Raw genomic sequence first — 18767 nt, 5'->3', positions numbered from 1 at the left:
CGTCAAACTTGCTATGCTTTACCCTCATACGAACAACCTCCGGCTAATTTCATTGTATTTTCTTAGCCTAAAAGTGTCCAACTTAATTAGGGGGCTTTATAGAATCCACAAGCCAAAGGGCTATTTCGCAACTTAAAGTTGCAGTTTGTACAACATTTTGAACCCATTTGTTACGAAATGGCCTATATAGGACCAAATTGTTGTACATTATGCAACAACGAAGGGGGAAAGGCGAGATTTAGGGAGAAATTGTTGCACTTTTTACAACATCATTCAACCGCGAATATGGTTCCATACATCTGGCAACATCAAGTGAGCATAGAAAAGACTCCGATTTAAGACAACTTAATATAGAAGGAAATTGGGTAGCATTTGGGAGTGTGATTGTTGCAGAAAATACTACATTGGTAACGACAGCTGCTCATTTACATGTAATAGTCGCTGCTCGGAAACCGACTTTTATGTCGACTTTCTTGACAAATGCATATTCCCTAAAGTAGATAACGAAGATATACATAAACATGCGCCAACGCCAGAGACACAAGGGTTATAGGGGCACCCACCTTCAGAAATTCTATATAACTGAAACCCTTGCCTTCTTTGGCAGCGAGTCCGGCAACAATAACATTGGCCGAAGCGCCGATAATTGTGCCATTTCCTCCTAAACAAGCCCCTAAAGCAAGCGACCACCATAGGATATTGATAGGCTCCGAATCAACGGCAAGTCCAAGCCCCTCAGCCATATCTTTAATTAAGGGGATCATCGTAGCAACGAATGGAATATTATCAATTGTTGCGGATGCAATACCAGAACCCCAGAGAATTAATAAGGAAGCGGTAGTGATGTCTCCTTCCGTCACAGCTAGAGCTTTCATGGCTAGAGCTTTAATTAATCCAACCTCTTGTAAACCTCCCACTAAGCTAAAAAGACCTGCAAAAAAGAAAATCGTTACCCATTCAATAGAATCAAAAGCTTGTTCCACATCGTGTTCCTTGAGACCGAAAAGCATGAGCAAAATAGCACCCGTTATAGCGATAACTGCAGCATCAACATGAATAATCGCATGAAGCATAAATCCGATAATAGTCAGTGATAAAATAAGTAAAGATTTTTTCATGAGCAGCTTATCCTTGATATATTCGCGCTCATTCAGCTCTAAGAGTTTAGTTTGCAGTGCAGGATTTGGCCTCAATTGCTTTCTATACATCATATACAGCATGAATAGGGAAACAACGAAAATAAGGATCGTAATAGGCGCTAAATTGAGCAGAAAGGCATTAAAGGTTAAATGCGGGTTAGCAGATCCAATCATTATGTTGGGAGGATCACCAATGAGTGTAGCTGTACCTCCTATATTGGAAGCTATGATTTCAGACATTAAGAAAGGGGTGGGGTTAATTTCTAGTATCCGAGTAATCGCAATTGTGATAGGCACGACCAATAAAACCGTTGTTACGTTATCTAAGAGGGCTGAGCCAACTGCTGTTAATACAGAAAGCACAAGTAAAATTCGCAAGGGATCCCCCTTCACAGCTTTCGCGGCGCGGATGGCGATGAATTGAAATACACCCGTTTGATTCGTAATTCCTACGAGAATCATCATGCCAATAAGAAGAGTGATGGTCTCCCATTCAATATACTGTTGAAACACTTTGTGCACATCTAGGATACCAGCAAATACCATGATCACAGCGCCAAGTAAGGCAATGACCGCGCGATTCACTTTCTCAGAAATAATGAGCGCATAAGTCACAATAAAAATAATCAAGGCAATCCAAGTTAGCATATTTTCCTCCTCGCAGTAAGCTTTAGCTTGACTGACTTTGTAAGTTTAAGTATGTCCATATTCCAGGAGAACCCCAAAAAACGCAAAAAGAAGCCTGCTGTGACAGGCTCCTCCGGTGATCTCCGTATTGAATTATTTCTCATTATACGGACTGATTTCTGTTTTGTAAATAAGAAGACTTGGACATATCCCCATTCCATAAGCATATACTTGTACAAAGTTTTGTCTAGTCAAATAAGGTACAAGTTCTTTTGTGTAGGGGGAAAACGATGAAGATAAGAGTCAGGTTTATCCTATTATGGGGCGCGATCATTAGTTTACTTTTGGCGCCATTTGGACAAGTGGAGGCAGCACCGCCTGGCATCCATACGAATGCAGTGGGTGCTTCCCTTATTGATGTGGAGTCAGGCCGTATCCTCTATAGTGAAAAAGGGGACACGCCTATGCGAATAGCCAGCTTGACCAAAATTATGACAGCAATCATTGCGATTGAACAAGGCAAATTGACGGATAAAGTCAAGGTTAGTAAAAATGCGTTCGGCAAAGAAGGTTCTTCCATTTATCTAAAGCTTGGCGAAGAAATGCGTCTGCACGACATGCTGTATGGTCTTATGATGCGCTCCGGAAATGATGCAGCAACCGCAATCGCCGAGCATATTGGAGGAAGTGTGGAAGGCTTCGTCTATTTGATGAATGAGAAGGCCAAGATGCTCGGTATGGAACACTCGCATTTCACCAATCCCTCGGGCCTCGATGAGGGAGAAGGTCATCGCTCCAGTCCGAACGATATGGCTAAGCTGACGGCTTATGCGCTAAAAAATCCCGTATTTCAAGACATTGTTTCCACGAAAATCAAGAAAGTACCGAACCCAAATGAAGCCTGGGACTACTCATGGCTTAATAAGAATAAGATGCTGTCTCTCTTTGAAGGCGCTGACGGTGTGAAAACAGGTTATACGAAGCTTGCCAAGCGCTGCTTGGTCTCATCAGCCACAAGAGACGGCCAGCATCTTGCCGTTGTTACGCTTAATGATCCGGATGATTGGGGGGATCATGCTCGGTTACTTCAATATGGTTTTAAATATTATCCGTTACAAACGATTGTCAAGAAGGGCGATGCCGTTGAGGGCACTCCTTGGGTTGCGGGGAGGACGTTCTTTTATCCATTAGCTGAAGGTGAAGCTGCACAATTGACTCGCAAAGTGGCACTAGTCGATCCAGCTTCTATGGAATACCGGTTAGCAGAACGAGGGACGCTGCAATTTTCACTCAACCAGAAATTAATTCAAACCGTACCCATCTATGATTCAACAAGTCCATTACTGCAAGCGACCAGTCAGTCCACTTTCTCCTTTAAAGAAAGTAATGCGTATCAAGATACATGGCTTTCACACTACGGATATATTTGTAGATTATTAATACAGAGCCTGTTTACAGTCTCGGAACCACAATGGGCTGATTAGATTAAGCTTATGCTTACGATGCTAGTTCTGCTGAAGCAAAACTCAAGGTTAATCTCACGATGCCAGTTTTGCTAAAGCAAAACTCTAAGGAGGCCATTCGATATGGTGAATTGGATCTGGTTGTTTTTTATTGTCGTTGGGTTCGGCGTGGCGGCATTGAATGGGAATGTGGAAACAGTCACACAAGCAGCTTTTGATGGTGCTAAGAGCGGAGTTACGGTCTGCTTTGGACTCATTAGCGTGCTAGTCTTTTGGATGGGAATGATGCGGATAGCCGAAGATGCTGGTCTTCTTAGCAAACTTGCGAGATTATTGCAGCCGGCGGTTCGTTTCTTATTCCCTAGTGTTCCTAAGAATCACCCAGCCATCGGCTACATCATGTCCAACATGAGTGCCAATATTCTTGGTCTTGGGAACGCGGCTACACCTATGGGAATTAAGGCGATGCAGGAGCTGCAGAAGCTGAATCCCGATAAAGACACGGCTAGCACAGCTATGTGTACACTTTTAGCACTTAACACTTCAAGCATTACACTTATTCCTACGACGTTAATTGCCATTCGAATGAATTACAATTCTTTGAATCCTGCGGAAATCGTTGGCACAACGCTAATTGCCACTGTCATTTCGACGGCCGCGGCTATTTTTGTGGATCGATGGTATCGAAGGTCACGCTCACCCATCCCTCCTTTGAAAGGATGATTACGAATGTATGCCTTCGTTTCGCTCATCTCAGCATGGGCAATCCCTATCATGATCGTCTTCATTCCTTTATACGCGGCGTATCGAAAGGTGCCTGTTTACGAATCGTTTGTTGACGGAGCTAAAGAGGGCTTTGATACAGCTATCAAAATCATCCCTCATCTAGTAGGTATGATGGTAGCGATATCTGTCTTCCGTGCCTCAGGTGCGATGGATTTATTAATCGGCTGGATGCGTCCATTCTTTGAAAGCATCGGAGTTCCAACCGAAGTGCTGCCTTTGGCCATCCTGCGTCCGATTACTGGAGCGGGTTCGCTAGCTTTTACAACGGATCTTATCGAGCAGTTTGGCCCAGATTCCATGATTGGCCGCATTGCTTCGACGGTTCAAGGGAGCACAGATACGACTTTATATGTGATTACGGTATATTTTGGCGCTATCGGCATTCGGAAGGCTGGTTATGCGCTAAAAGTAGGGCTTATTTCTGACTTAGTCGGCTTCATTGCTTCCATCATCATCTGCTTTTTGGTATTCACTTAAAATGATTATTCCATCGTGCCTTGCAACTGAATAACAGACTCAATATGTCTTGCTCTTGAGATTTACATGGAACTCCGTTATCATTAGCTTGAGGTGAAAGCGGATCATGGAAAGACTGCAAAAAGTATTAGCCGAAGCGGGGATCGCATCCCGCCGGAAATGTGAGGAAATTATCACAGCAGGACGTGTTCAAGTGAACGGTGAAGTCGTCACCACGCTTGGCGTTAAAGTAAACACGGAAGAAGATGAAATTAGAGTTGATGGACGTGCTATTGGTCAACAAAAGAAGATCTATGTGATTTTGAATAAGCCCAAAGGTGTTATTACAAGTGCTACGGACCCAGAGGGACGTAAAGTAGTAACGGACTTCTTGCCTGGGATTAGAGAACGCGTTTATCCGGTCGGACGATTGGATTATGATACAGAAGGGTTACTCCTTTTGACAAATGACGGTGAATTTGCCCATTTACTCACGCATCCTAAACATCATGTTCCCAAAACCTATCAAGCTACTGTAAAAGGGGTACCGCACGGAACGTTATTAGACAAGCTAAAAACGGGTATACAGTTAGAGGATGGCATGACGGCTCCGGCTGAGGTTGAATATGCGGATGTGAATATGGAGAAGAATGAGTCCATTATTCAAATTACGATCTACGAGGGCAGGAATCGACAAGTCAGACGTATGTTCGAGGCAATTTCTTTCCCTGTGATCAAATTAAAACGAATTAAATTCGGTCCAATCTTTTTAACTGGCCTGCCAAGAGCTAAGTATCGTCACTTGACGCCTAAAGAGGTTGAGGAGCTTAGGAACGAAGCTCTCAAGACACATAACGTTCAAAAAGGCCAATAAGAATTGGCCTTCTTTTCGTTATAATAAAAGAATAAACCTATGTGAAAAAACTAACATTGTTAAAAAAAGCGAAGGTGATTATACGTGGGTCCAAATAAGAAATGGGTACAGATTGGGATTTTTGCGGTCGTGCTTATTATTGGCGTGTTTACCATTATTACCAATTTGTCGGCTTCTGACAGCAAGAAGTATCCCCAAACAGGCGACAAAGCGACGAATTTCTCCTTAGTCGGATTAGATGGTAAAACACATGAATTATCGGAGTATAAAGGCAAACCGGTTTTGGTTAATTTCTGGGGAACCTTTTGCCCGCCGTGCAAAGAAGAAATGCCTGCACTCCAAAAGCAATATGATAAATGGAGCAAAGAAGGCGTGGTTTTCTTAGAGGTCAATGTTGATAAGAATAAAGTAACGGTGCAAAGCTTTATGGATCAGTATAAGTTGAATATGCCTGTACTCCTGGATGCCAAAGAAGTCGTACGTAAGCAATATGGCGTCATGGATTATCCGACAACCTTCTTTATTGGTGCTGACGGTAAAGTGGCCGTGAAAAAAATTGGTCAGATGACGGAGTCTTTTATCGATGAATCGATCGCTAAGTTGGTTGACAAGTCTTAAAATGAATGAACGCTTAAAGTTTTCAGGAGGTCATCATGTTCTACAACACCAAATGCGATTGCGGGCATCAGAATCCCACAGGCACTACGCTTTGTGAATCTTGTGGTAATCCGCTGATTGACACGGAGGGCAGAGATATACTGGAAATGCGATACGACGGTATGGCCCGTCGCTCTCAGAAATCTAACCCTTCTTTGCTGGATAAAGTCTGGAATTTCTTTTCCTCGGTTAAAATAGCTGTATGGATCATTATTTGGACGGTCGTCGCATCTGCCGTCGGCACTATTTTTCCACAAGAAAATACGTTCTTAGATATGGATCCTGCTCAGTATTATTCGCAAAACTATGGTACACTCGGGACCATTTATCACTTTCTTGGCTTCTCCCACACGTTTAGTTCGTGGTGGTTCATTACGCTGCTATTTATGATAGGAACATCCCTAGTCATTTGTAGTTTAGATCGGGTGTTACCATTATATCGCGCGCTATCTAAGCAGCAGATTCGCAAACACTTGAATTTTCTCACGAGACAGAAAGTGACACTTGTCACCGAACTGCCGCCGGGAACGGATGAGGAAGCATGGACAAATAAGCTTGGTGCGCTTTTGCGTAAAAAAAATTATCGTGTACATACAGATGGAACAGCGCTATTAGCTGAGAAATACCGTTTTAGCCGCTGGGGCCCCTATATCAATCATATTGGTCTTATTATTTTTCTGATCGGTGTGTTAATGAGAAGCATTCCAGGCTGGCATATGGATGAGTACATGGGTATTCTGGAAGGGGAAACCAAGGCAATCCCTCACACTTCCTATTTCATCAAAAATGAAAAGTTCACGTTGGAGCTGTATGACGAGAAAGATTTGCCAGAAAGTATTAAGGCTAAAGGACAAATTGTCCCGAAAACCTATGAAACCCAGGCAGTTTTGTATCATTGTTCAGCGAATTGTGACGATTCATCCAAAGAACCGGTACTTACCGAAGTACACAAACAAAACATTATTGTGAATCATCCACTTGATTACAAAGGCCTACAAGCTTATCAATTCGATTATAAATCAACACCAATGCTCATCTCCGTGAAGCCCACACTTAGCAATCCTGCTACAGGTGAGTCTTATGGAAGCTTTGATTTGCCGATGAATAATCCTAAGGATGAATATCAAGTAGGTCCCTATAAGCTGACGCTGAAAGGGTATTTCCCCGAGTTTGGTCTGGAAAAGGGACAACCCATTAGCAAGTCGAATGAGCCCAAGGCACCTGCATTTATATTTAGCATCACAGGTCCAGATCTAGCAGCTAACGGTGTACCTTACTTGTACTTTCCAAGACAAATAGATAAAGAAACGTTCTCACAAGATACAATTAACGGCCCGATTAGCCAGAAGCTGAAACTTGCAGTCGGCTCTATGGAAGGTGTTCAATTTGCCAATTATACAACCTATCTGAATATTCGCGTAGACAAGGCTATGCCGTATATTTGGGTAGGATCTGCTATATTCATGATTGGTGTGATTATGGGCTTCTATTGGCAGCATCGCCGTATCTGGATTCGAATTGATAACGGTAAGCTAACGTTAGGCGGTCATACGAACAAGAATTGGTTTGGACTTCGGAATGAAGTAGCAGCAGCACTCAAGAAGAACGGTATAGAAGTTTTACCGAAATCATTAGATATTGGAGGAGACCAGGGGTGAATGTTAACTCACTGAGCAGCACCTTTTTACTTATAGCTTTTTTCGTTTACCTCGTTGCATTTCTATTGTTTGTCCTCTCGATAACCGGTAGGAAATGGAGTAACCGTGACCCCGAACAACATACGAAGCGTTGGGGTTTTGTTGCTTTCGTTGCTTCATTAGTTGGATTTGCGTGTCACGTAACTTTCTTTTTTACCAGATGGGCGGAAGGTAATCATATCCCGACATCGAATATGTACGAATTCATGACCTTTCTAGGTATGATGATCATGTTTGCTTTCTTGATCGTGTATCTCATTTATCGCACACCTGTCCTTGGCGTATTCGCATTACCCATTGGCTTTATCATCATTGCTTATGCTTCTGTTTTCCCAAGTGAAGTACAACCCTTAATTCCAGCGTTGCAAAGTTACTGGCTCAAGATCCACGTAACAACCGCTGCTACGGGAGAAGCTTTCTTCGGAGTCGGCTTTGCCGGTGGACTGATGTATTTGCTTCGAGCAGTCGACTACAAAGGCACATCCAAAGTGGATAAGCGTGAACAAAGAGGTGTGGAACTTACGATCTTTTTCATTCTGATGTTAATCGCCTTCATTGCTTCCATCTTTACATTTAATGGTTCGGGCTATAAAGCCGTATTCTCCAAAGAAGTCATCACGACCAATGCACAAGGCCAACAAGAAACGAACATTCAAAACGAAACTTATGTATTGCCTCCAATTGTGAAGCCATATGATACGAAGCTTGTAGAAATGAAGTCGTTCTTGGGCATGTCGGAACCTTTATTCACAGCTCCATCTTGGATGGAAGGCGCAAGTGCAGGGCGTAAGTTGAATACGGTCATTTGGTCGATACTTGGAGGTCTTCTGCTCTATGGACTCGCACGTGTTGTTGCGCGTAAGCCAATTGGAGCAGCTATTGGACCCATCGTCAAAGGAATGGACCCGGAAGATTTGGATGAAATCAGCTATCGTGCCATTGCGATCGGCTATCCGATTTTCACATTAGGCGCATTGATTTTTGCGATGATTTGGGCTCAAGAAGCATGGGGCCGTTTCTGGGGTTGGGATCCCAAAGAAGTTTGGGCCTTAATTACTTGGTTGTTCTATGCGGTGTTTTTACATCTTCGTCTCTCTAAGGGCTGGCAAGGTAAGAAATCAGCTTGGTTGACTGTTATTGGATTTATTGTTGTTATGTTTACATTAGTGGGTGTGAACCTTGTCATTGCAGGTCTTCACTCCTATGCAGGTGTATAAATCATTCGAACTTAATTAGATAAGGATGTGAAGCTCCATGGAAATGAAAGCTAGCATACTCGTAGTTGATGATGAAGAACGCATTCGTCGACTTCTCAGAATGTATTTGGAAAAAGAGGGCTATATCATTGAAGAAGCAGAAGACGGTGAAACAGCGCTGCGGATGGCCACAGAAACGGACTATGACTTAGTGCTGCTCGATGTGATGCTGCCAGGTATTGATGGGATAGAAGTTTGCGCAAGACTTCGTCAAGTGAAGTCCACGCCTGTCATTATGCTGACAGCCAAAGGCGAAGAGACGAACCGAGTTAGCGGATTTGAAGTTGGAGCAGATGACTACGTCGTCAAACCTTTCTCACCTCGCGAGGTCATCTACCGGGTTAAAGCGATTCTTCGTCGTTCTTCGGCGACAGCTTACTTGTCCAAGGATGCGAGTTCGAGCAACAATATTGTATTTCCTAACCTTATCATCGAACATGATGCACATCGGGTAACCGCTGGTGGACAGGAAGTAGCTTTGACTCCGAAAGAATATGAGCTGCTGCACTATTTGGCAGTATCTCCGGATAAAGTGTTCTCTCGTGAAGAATTACTTAAGGATGTTTGGAATTATGAATTTTTTGGAGACCTACGAACCGTAGATACCCATGTAAAAAGACTCCGTGAAAAATTAAACAAAGTATCCCCGGATGCAGCGGCAATGATCACGACCGTATGGGGAGTAGGCTATAAGCTAGAGGTGCCCAAATAACGTGTTTATTTTCAGAAGTGTCGTAGGTAAGCTCTGGTTAACAATTATCGGCCTAGTTGGGGTTGTACTGCTCATACTAGGTCTTTTTCTTGTCAATTACATGGAAAATTATTTCGCTCAAGCGAATGATCAAACGAAAACCCTGAAGAATATCGCTGTTAAATTCTCGGAAGAAGCTTCGCATCACATGTTTGATGAGCAGTTTTATCAATTGAGTAATGAACTGCTAAGCTTCCAAGATGCAAGAATGCTGGTAATCTCCACCGATATGAAGGAAATGGTTATTCCATCAACACAAGGGAGCGAATTAGCCAGTTTCCATGTGACTGACTTTTATAAGGAAGCGGAGCTTCGACAAGTATTCGCAGGTCAGACAATATGGAAACAAGTCAATCAGTCGGCTACAGGTCGGTTTAAAGCAGGGGCTGAGTACCTCGTTGTTGTCGTACCGCTAAGAAATCTTCAAGGTACCACTGTTGGTGCTACGCTGCTGTATCAATCTCTACAATCGTTAGAAGCAACTCAGTCTTACATGTTGAGATTGTTTATCTATGTGTCCATAGTGGGCTTCCTTATGACGACTTTCTTCGCGTTCTTCTTGTTCTCCCGAATTACTAGACCGCTTCAGCAGTTGAAGAAAGCAGCAGATTTAATCACCATGGGGGAATATGGTACCCGTGTTCCTATTCAGTCCAAGGATGAAATAGGCGAGCTCGCCAAAACGTTTAACCACATGGGCGAGAAGATGCAGGAAAGCATCAGAGCCCTTAGCCAGGAAAAAGAGCATTTATCCAGTATTTTGCGAAGCATGACCGATGCGGTCATCACGCTCGATGCGAATGGATCTGTCATGCTGACCAATCCGCAAGGTGAGAAGATTGTGCAGGAGTGGAGCACGATTGAATGGTCAGAGGATGATGAGGAGACGAGACGCTTCCGCAAACCGGATACAGCGCTCGGAGATTGGGGATTAATGAGCTACAGCAATCCTTACTCGAGTCCGATTCCTGTGCCGCTGATTCCGCTGTTTGAAGCGGTCGTGGACGAATCGTCGGAAGCTGCTACGAAGCTTCATGTGCAAAACGGTGTGTGGTCCGTCGCGATGACACCGTTATACACGAGCGATCAAGTGCGCGGCGCTGTGGCCGTCCTCCGTGATGTCACGGAGGAGGAACGTCTCGATAAGCTGCGCAAGGACTTCGTAGCGAACGTGTCGCACGAGCTGCGCACGCCGCTCTCGATGCTGCAGGGCTATAGCGAAGCCCTGCTGGATGACATCCCCTCCACGCCGGAGGAGCGCGTGGAGCTGGTGCAGGTCATTCACGACGAGTCGCTCCGCATGGGGCGCCTCGTCCGTGACCTGCTAGATCTGGCGCGGATGGAAGCCGGCCATCTCGAGCTGGTCTTCAGGGAGGTCGAATTCGACTCCCTGGTAAGACGCATGCACCGCAAATTCGCGGTGCTGGCCAAAGAGCGCGGCATCACGCTAAGCGCTGCGCTGCCTGAGGAGCCCCTCATCCTTGGACGGGGGGATGAGGATCGGCTTGAGCAGGTGTTGACGAATCTGCTCGACAATGCATTTCGGCATACGGCCTCTGGGGCACGTATTGCCATTAAGGCAGAAACCGCCGTCTACAAGGATCGGCCGGCGATCCGCATTGAGATCTCCGACGAGGGGCAGGGGATTCCTTCCGACGACCTGCCGTTCATATTTGAACGGTTCTACAAGGCGGATAAGGCTCGAACGCGCGGTTCTTCAGGTGGTACAGGGCTTGGACTCGCCATCGTGAAAAACATCATAGATTCACATCACGGTAGTGTGAATGTACAGAGTGCTTTGGGACAGGGAACTACCTTTACTTTGCTTTTACCTTGTGAGCCCTAAATAAGGTTTAAAATAACGAATTTCGACATAAAAAGAGGCGTTTGCTGAGAAAACTCACAGCAAACGCCTTTAAATTTGTAGAATATTCAGACAAAATCTTGTTGTTCGTGAAACACTTTGTTACCTAATCGCTATTAGGTTATACCGTAAGTGCACGAACATTCACGATTTCGGCTTGTGTTGCAAGGTCTGCCAGTACTTCTACAGGAGCAGATTTATCAATGGTTAGAACCATGATTGCCGAGCCGCCAATAACTTTACGCCCTACTTGCATCGTTGCAATGTTCACATTATTGCTTCCTAGAAGCGTACCAACACGGCCAATAATACCTGGTTTGTCGTTGTGGGAAATCAACAACAGGTTACCTTCTGCAGCGAAATCAACTGGATATTGATCGATACGAACAATTCGTTCTCCGTAGCCAGCTAGTAAAGTACCGGCAAGTGTTTTCTCTTCTTGCTTCGTTTTTACTGTAACTGTAACAAGATTTGTAAAACTGTTGGATGTGTTTGACGTTTGAACAACGATATTCACATCACGTGATTTAGCTAAGTGCATGGCGTTCACGATATTAATAGATTCTAGTTGGTTCTCGAACACACCTTTTACGATATAGCGTGTTAATTGACTTGTATCCACATCAATCAAATCACCTGCATAGTTTACAACGATTTCATAAACAGCGCCTTGTGCGATTTGACCAAGAATGGAACCGATTTTTTCGCCGAGCCCAAAATATGGTTGAAGTTTATTCAATACATTAGCTGGCACAGGCGGTAAGTTAACAGCATTTTTGAATGGTTCATTACGCAGGATATGAAGGACTTCTTCAGAAACGTCAATCGCTACGTTTTCTTGAGCTTCAATTGTAGACGCACCAAGATGAGGGGTTACTATGATTTTAGGGTTGTTCAAGAATGGGTGATCCTTTTGTGGTGGCTCTACTTCGAATACGTCAAAAGCAGCTCCGGCTACAATTCCTTGATCAATCGCTTCAACCATCGCCATTTCATCAATAATACCGCCGCGTGCACAGTTGATAAGGCGCATACCTTTTTTCATAATATCGAATTGCGGTTTGGAGATAAGGTGACGCGTTTCTGGCGTGAGAGGTGTATGAACCGTGATAAAATCTGCTTTTGCAACAATTTCATTGACGGTACCAAGCTTAACGCCAATTTTCTCAGCGCGTTCTTCTGTCAAGAAAGGGTCATACCCGATGACTTCCATGCCGAATACTTTAGCCCGTTTGGCTACTTCGCTGCCGATACGTCCCATACCGAGAATACCGAGCGTTTTGTTGCGAAGCTCAACACCGATAAATTTCCGATCCCATTCGCCGCCGACTGTTTTCTTGTAGGCTTGCGGGATCATACGTGCTGTTGACATCATCATGGCAAATGTAAGCTCACAAGTTGCAATCGTATTTCCGTCCGGTGCGTTGATGACGATAATACCGCGTTTTGTTGCTGCTTCCAAATCAATATTATCTACACCAACACCAGCGCGGCCGATAACCTTTAGCTTCGTTGCGGCATTCATGATTTTCTCTGTAACTTTCGTTTGGCTGCGAACTAGAAGCGCATCATACTCACCGATGATGGCAATGAGCTCATCTTCGGATAAACCAGATTGCTTAACCACTTCAACATCGGCTGCATCGTAAAGCATTTGAATTCCCATGTCACTAATTGGATCGGATACTAGAACTTTGTACATAATTCGAACCCTCCTTAGAATATGAACATAAAAAAAACTCCCAACCCTCAGGTACAGACACGTATGTCTGTAGCCAAAGGGACGAGAGATTGCTTTCGTGGTACCACCCTAGTTCGCTGCCCATTCGCACGGGAAGCCTCAATTGGTCTTGCGACCTGGAACTATAACGTGTTCCTATCCCGATTGCATCTACTTCATTCAATGCAATAACTCTGGAGTGCTCCGCAAAATGTTCGCTACCGATTCGCACCTACCATCGGTTCTCTGAAAGCTACTTTACTTGCTTGGCTCCGTCAACGCTGTACTGTGATATAGAATTTTCATTAGATTAACATGCGTTTGAAATCGTGTCAATACATGTCGAATCAATTTCACATGAAAGTCATAATTGTTATTTGAACGACTGATTTTCCAAAGCTTTTCGTTTATTTTAAAGCAAGCACGCTTAGAAAGCAATGCCATTTCACTTGTATTTTAGCCTGATTTTCGCTATTGTACTCGTTAAATAGATATTGCTCTTGCAGCAAGTAAGGAAGGAAGTGCCAACATCGACATAACGAGTATTCATCCCAATAAATTTCTAGAAGCATTGGATCAACAGGAACTGAAAGATAGCCTCATTATCGACGTAAGGGAACTTCAGGAGTGGGAGTATTATCATATGGAAGAAGCACAGCTTATTCCGATGCAGCAATTCCCTCATCGGCTAGGTGAACTGCCAGAGGATCGTGATATTTATCTCGTTTGCGCACATGGTGTACGCAGCTATCGCGTTGCTGAGTATTTGCTTGCGAACGGATTTGACCGGGTTATTAATGTAGATGGAGGGATGGCAGCGGTCGCCATGCTTCGCGGTTTCCAATATGATTAAATGAGAAAAGCCGAGCGCATCTGCGCCCGGCTTTTGATTCAATTCACATCTGAGAAAAAGGGAAGCTGTGGAAGCAGCTCGTTGGCATACCACTTTGATTTCCCTTTGACAAAGTCTCCAGGCCGAACGGCATTTGTACTTAACAGCAGATCCATCGTTTGATTGACATCGTTCACGTTCATTTTCTTAGCTTGACCTGAGGCAATGAATTCATCAATACGTATCGTCAAATCCTGTGGGTAAAAAGGAGCAAAAGCTTTATTTTTAAGTAATTTGGCTGTTATGTAATGATTTTTGACATTAATGTTCATTGCACGCCATTGATCCAAATTGGCATCATTGTTTGGGTCGAAATTTTCAATATCGTGATCGATCGTTCCGTTCCAAGCAACGATGGAATCGAAATAATTTTTCTGAGCCGTCAATGCCTGTGTTTTCGCTTCTAGGAAGTAGGCATCCTTCTGAATGCCATCGAGCAGTTGTGAGCTAGTAAGTCCGTTGGCCTTGTTCTGATAACTTTTTAACGTATCAGCAAAAAGCTTCAGGCTTTTGAGATAACCTTGATGAGACTGCACAAGCAGAGGTGATGAAGCTGGCATGCTCTTTCTTTGCAGCTCATTATACTTCTCATCCGCTAGCTTGTACAACTCCTTAAGTACGGCAGAAGCATCGACGGTAGAGTTGCCTAGTTCGATTTGACTCATCAATTCGAACCATTTATTCTGAAATTCCCTAAAGGGCAAAAAGATGGTATGGTAATATGAAACGAGTACTTGTTGGTCGTAGGCTCCAATTTCCGGAACGACAGCCTTATCGGCGTGTAAGATTTTATCGTATTTTTGATCTGATTTCTCTTGGCCGACTCTTAATCCATAGAAAAAGGCGCCAAGTATACAAACAAGCATAAAGATAAACATGAGGGCGAATAAATAATCAGTGCGGGTAAGACGTTTATCCATAATTAAAGCTCCTTATTCTCTCTTTTTCTTTTAACTTAGTATAGGGGAAATAGCTATAAAAGGGAATATGTGAGGAAATGAGGCTGCTTCCTTGAAAAAATTTGATTTTAAGAACATTCGCTTCGGGAAAGTTGATTTGAATGAATTGAATGACCGGACACTATTGCTCAATCTTTACATAACCCAACTGCTTACGCTTATTATCGGTATTATCATCTTGTTTTTTCAGAGCAATCACAAGATTCTTTCGATGTTTACCATTCATGGGGGCTGGAAGATTCTCATTTGGGGAAGTTTGTTTGCTCTACTTGTTCTCGGGGTCGATGTTTTGATTTCAAGGTGGGTGCCCAAGGAAGTGTCAGACGACGGCGGAATTAATCAAATGTTATTCGGGAATCGCCCTGTATGGCATATCGCTTTGATTTCTCTCATCGTTGCAATCTGTGAAGAAGTGCTGTTTCGAGGAGCGATTCAGTATGCATGGGGGCCTTATTGGACTAGTATCTTGTTTGCAGCGATCCATATTCGGTATTTGCAGCATTGGTTAATGACAGGAATGGTTTTCAGTATAAGCTATGGTCTGGGATGGATTTACCTTCAAACTGGGAGTCTATGGACTCCGATAATCGCTCATTTTATCATTGATTTTGTAATGGGCTGCATACTTCGATACAGCAAGGAGGAAGAACAGGGCACATGAGTGTAGGGGGAAGATCACCTTTAAGGTCTGATCGGAGGCCAATAGAGGTAAAGGAAGACGATACGTATTTACCGCCGCGTAATGCTGTGCATCCCTCTGAACGAGGAAAGTGGACGCGTATATTCTATCTAACTTTACTGTGGCTATTCATTATTCTTGTGGGTAGTTTAACGGTTTGGGGAATTAAATATTATTCGTAGACGAATAAAATATACCAATATACCTAAGTTGTGTGAAAGAAGTGAAGAAGCTATGATAGATTCATAGTTTCTTTCATTTTTTACCACATTTTTTTTAACAGGAGGATGCAGCGATTATGTTGACGAACCACGAATCTAGATGGATGTTTCATGTGAAATTAATTGCTATTATATTTGTATTATTTTCAAGTATCTTTTGGTCAGCGAAACCAACCTATGCTCTATCTTATGGAAGTTTGTCTTATCCGCAAGGCGATGTTGGACTCTTGCGTCCAGACATTGGAGTAACGCTTGAGCTTAGTGAAGGAAAAACGCCGGAAAGCTATCATTTTTATTTAAACGATAAGGAATTAAATGTTAGCTACGATCCCGTTTCCGTAAAATTTGTATATCGTCCTACGGCTGATTTACTGCCTGGGAACTATAATGCTCGTTTAGTGCTGTCTTTTAATGGCTATCAACCTATTTCAATTAATTGGAAATTTACAGTTATTAAAGGTGCGGTTTCGTTAACGTCTGAAACGAGCAAAGAGCAGGAGGACGGTCTTCGGGCGATCAATGATTATCGGACGAAATTGGGGCTGTCAAAGGTCAAATTCAGTAATGCTTTGAATACAGCGGCCCAGAAGCATGCGCAGTATTTATCCAGCAATAAAATCGATCCTATTCGGACATCTGTTTCTTTGCATGATGAGGACCCAGCATTACCTGGATATATCGGCAAGTCATTAAGAGAACGGGTACAATTTATCGGTTACTCGCGTTCAAGCAGTGAGGATGTAGCTTATAATCGGGTTTCCTTAGTTGAAGCTATAGATAGTCTTTTTGATGCTCCCTATCATCGTTCGCCATTCATGGTGCCAGGACTCGTGGAAATCGGTGTGTTTCGAGATGGCGATTATCATGTTATTGAATTTGGTTTCTCAGACGGGATTGCACCAGAATTAGTCGTTTCTCCAGGAAATAGTGATGTGTATGTGCCAACCCTTTTTGATGGCCATGAGACTCCTGATCCAATACGCCTGCATGCAGGAGCTGAATATCCGGTTGGCTATCCGATCATGGCTTCCTTAAACGGTCCCGGAGTAAAGAAGGTAAGTTTGGATGAAGCAGAGTTAAAAGACGAGAGCGGAATCTCCGTGTCACTACTGAAGAACGAGCCAGGTAAAGATGATCATCTGGATACGGAAGTAATCGTGATGCCTTCGAAACCGTTGGAATTAGATACAACCTATAAAGCCAAAATCAAATTGACAGCAATCATGGAAGATGGAAGTACAAGACCTTATTCGAAAGAATGGACATTCCGCACAGAACCTCGGGTTGGTGTTGGTGTGATTAAACTTCATAAGGATGCTGTTGCTTACTCGCTGCAAATGGCTAATTTCGGGCTAAACCGTAATCATTTAGTTTCATTTGGATTAAACGAGGACAAGTATCTGCTTGATTTAATTCCTTATCCAATGAAGCAAAAACCATATATTCAAGCTGGGACTTCATACCTTTACATTAGAGACCTAGCCGCGGCATTAGGTGCAACAGTTGAATGGGACGATAACCAGAAAGCTGCTGTTTACAAAAAGAAAGACAAGACGATTATTTTTTATACGAACCGAAATGCGTATAGTTTGAATGGTGTAGAGCATATGACAGAATCAGCTGCTAAACTCATTCATGAAACAACGATGATTCCTGTCCGGCTGCTAGCTGAAACTCTTGGAGCGAAAGTGACCTATGAGGAAAGTACAAGAACAGTGAATATTAATTATTAATAAAATAGAGCCTTGCAGAATCGACACCTGATGTGTAGAACTGCAAGGCTCTTTAATCATTTCATTTCCAGCTCAATGGCATTCGGATCTACGAAAGAATATCCTTTTTCCTCAAGTTGGGTAAGAAGTGTGTCTAAGGCTTTAATTGTCCAAGGCAGCTCGTGCATCAAAATATTACTACCGCCACGCAATTGTTTCATCACATTTTCGATCACTTTACCGGAATCGTTATTTTTATTGGTCATATCCCAGTCTAACGAACCGTTAGACCATGTCATATACAGCATCTTATTGTCTTTCACTTTAGCTTTCAAATAATCATTGCCCGAACCAAATGGAGGTCGGAAAAATTCAGGCGGTTTGCCTGTTAATTCTTTTACTATTTTTTGGACATCATCCACTTGCTGGTCAATCTTTTCATTTGTCATGCTTTTCATGTTATCGTGGTCCCAAGCGTGATTACCAATGGGATTACCACTGTCATGAATGAGTTTGACAAGTTCGGGCTTTTGTTTGATTCGGTATCCATTCAAGAAGAAAATGGCCTTGGCATTATGTTTTTTTAGAATGTCGATTAACGCCTGATTCATGGCTTGTTCTTTAGGACCGTCATCAAAGGTTAAAAGGACGATCTTTTTATTTCCATTGGGATCGTTTGGGACAATATCATAATTTTTGTTCATATGATATTCTTTTTTGACAACTTCTGGAGCAGGCGTTGTCACTGCTGGGACAGGAGTTGGAACCGGTGTTGCCGAAGGTACAGGACTCGGTATAATTGTGGCGACAGCCGCCGGTGTAGAGCTCGTTGTTTCGATTGGACTTATTTTTGTTTGGTTCGCACTGCAGGCAGCTAATAAGATCATGACACTCATCATTATTACACAGGCTTTTTTGTTCATTATCCTTCGTTCTCCTCAGGTCTTTATACTTGTAGGTCATTTCCTATAGTACCACATTTCACAGATAACATATCTCCTTTGTTTTCCTCTC

General features: G+C 43.3%; 16 protein-coding genes and 1 other annotated feature. Of the genes, 12 read left to right on the top strand and 4 right to left on the bottom strand.

Going from position 1 to position 18767, the window contains the following annotated elements; genetic code table 11:
• Positions 1–491: 491 nt before the first annotated feature.
• Positions 492–1787 carry an ArsB/NhaD family transporter gene (locus ASD40_RS03010; protein WP_057301849.1) on the bottom strand — a complete coding sequence of 432 codons (1296 nt, stop codon included), beginning with the start codon at positions 1785–1787 and terminating at the stop codon, positions 492–494.
• Positions 1788–2056: 269 nt separating this feature from the next.
• On the opposite strand from ASD40_RS03010, the gene ASD40_RS03005 reads away from it, so the two are divergent.
• The 9 genes from ASD40_RS03005 to ASD40_RS02965 all read left to right on the top strand — a co-directional run bounded on the left by ASD40_RS03005 (position 2057) and on the right by ASD40_RS02965 (position 11552).
• Positions 2057–3250, top strand: a complete 1194-nt coding sequence (locus ASD40_RS03005; RefSeq protein WP_057301848.1) for a D-alanyl-D-alanine carboxypeptidase family protein — start codon at positions 2057–2059, stop codon at positions 3248–3250.
• A 102-nt stretch (positions 3251–3352) separates the two neighbouring features.
• Positions 3353–3952: a nucleoside recognition domain-containing protein gene (locus tag ASD40_RS03000; protein WP_057301847.1), complete on the top strand. Its 600-nt coding sequence runs from the start codon at positions 3353–3355 to the stop codon at positions 3950–3952.
• A 6-nt stretch (positions 3953–3958) separates the two neighbouring features.
• Complete coding sequence (locus tag ASD40_RS02995) at positions 3959–4492, top strand: spore maturation protein (protein ID WP_057301846.1); 534 nt, start codon at positions 3959–3961, stop codon at positions 4490–4492.
• Positions 4493–4598: 106 nt separating this feature from the next.
• On the top strand, positions 4599–5345 hold the full coding sequence (locus tag ASD40_RS02990) for a pseudouridine synthase (RefSeq protein WP_047674099.1): 747 nt from the start codon (positions 4599–4601) through the stop codon (positions 5343–5345).
• 84 nt (positions 5346–5429) lie between these two features.
• Positions 5430–5963, top strand: a complete 534-nt coding sequence (locus ASD40_RS02985) for a redoxin domain-containing protein (RefSeq protein WP_057301845.1) — start codon at positions 5430–5432, stop codon at positions 5961–5963.
• A gap of 35 nt (positions 5964–5998) precedes the next feature.
• Positions 5999–7660: a cytochrome c biogenesis protein ResB gene (gene resB / locus ASD40_RS02980; protein WP_057301844.1), complete on the top strand. Its 1662-nt coding sequence runs from the start codon at positions 5999–6001 to the stop codon at positions 7658–7660.
• Positions 7657–8916: a cytochrome c biogenesis protein CcsA gene (ccsA, locus tag ASD40_RS02975; RefSeq protein ID WP_057301843.1), complete on the top strand. Its 1260-nt coding sequence runs from the start codon at positions 7657–7659 to the stop codon at positions 8914–8916. Before resB ends, ccsA begins: the two co-directional genes overlap by 4 nt.
• Before the next feature lie 37 nt (positions 8917–8953).
• Positions 8954–9667, top strand: coding sequence for a response regulator transcription factor (locus ASD40_RS02970; RefSeq protein WP_029192975.1), 714 nt, complete (start codon positions 8954–8956; stop codon positions 9665–9667).
• Between the two features lies 1 nt (position 9668).
• Complete coding sequence (locus tag ASD40_RS02965; RefSeq protein ID WP_057301842.1) at positions 9669–11552, top strand: ATP-binding protein; 1884 nt, start codon at positions 9669–9671, stop codon at positions 11550–11552.
• A 139-nt stretch (positions 11553–11691) separates the two neighbouring features.
• Here ASD40_RS02965 and serA read toward each other — a convergent pair whose 3' ends face one another.
• Positions 11692–13272 carry a phosphoglycerate dehydrogenase gene (gene serA, locus ASD40_RS02960; RefSeq protein ID WP_057301841.1) on the bottom strand — a complete coding sequence of 527 codons (1581 nt, stop codon included), beginning with the start codon at positions 13270–13272 and terminating at the stop codon, positions 11692–11694.
• A gap of 74 nt (positions 13273–13346) precedes the next feature.
• Positions 13347–13578 (bottom strand) — a binding site (T-box leader).
• A gap of 283 nt (positions 13579–13861) precedes the next feature.
• Between serA and ASD40_RS02955 the strand changes: the two genes are divergently transcribed.
• Positions 13862–14143 carry a rhodanese-like domain-containing protein gene (locus tag ASD40_RS02955; protein WP_235549143.1) on the top strand — a complete coding sequence of 94 codons (282 nt, stop codon included), beginning with the start codon at positions 13862–13864 and terminating at the stop codon, positions 14141–14143.
• 38 nt (positions 14144–14181) lie between these two features.
• Here the strand turns inward: ASD40_RS02955 and ASD40_RS02950 are convergent, their stop codons facing one another.
• The gene (locus ASD40_RS02950; RefSeq protein WP_057301839.1) at positions 14182–15102 is read right to left on the bottom strand and encodes a hypothetical protein; all 921 of its coding nucleotides are present in this window, start codon (positions 15100–15102) and stop codon (positions 14182–14184) included.
• A gap of 91 nt (positions 15103–15193) precedes the next feature.
• On the opposite strand from ASD40_RS02950, the gene ASD40_RS02945 reads away from it, so the two are divergent.
• Positions 15194–15802, top strand: coding sequence for a CPBP family intramembrane glutamic endopeptidase (locus ASD40_RS02945; RefSeq protein WP_057301838.1), 609 nt, complete (start codon positions 15194–15196; stop codon positions 15800–15802).
• Positions 15803–16118: 316 nt separating this feature from the next.
• On the top strand, positions 16119–17774 hold the full coding sequence (locus tag ASD40_RS02935) for a stalk domain-containing protein (RefSeq protein WP_057301836.1): 1656 nt from the start codon (positions 16119–16121) through the stop codon (positions 17772–17774).
• A 56-nt stretch (positions 17775–17830) separates the two neighbouring features.
• Here ASD40_RS02935 and ASD40_RS02930 read toward each other — a convergent pair whose 3' ends face one another.
• Entirely contained in the window at positions 17831–18676 is an 846-nt protein-coding gene (locus tag ASD40_RS02930; protein WP_057301835.1) for a polysaccharide deacetylase family protein, read from the bottom strand.
• Between the last annotated feature and the right edge of the window lie 91 nt (positions 18677–18767).

It is taken from the genome of Paenibacillus sp. Root444D2 (genome assembly GCF_001426375.1).
Taxonomy (GTDB): domain Bacteria; phylum Bacillota; class Bacilli; order Paenibacillales; family NBRC-103111; genus Paenibacillus_E.
This window is presented reverse-complemented; position numbering and strand designations above follow the sequence as displayed.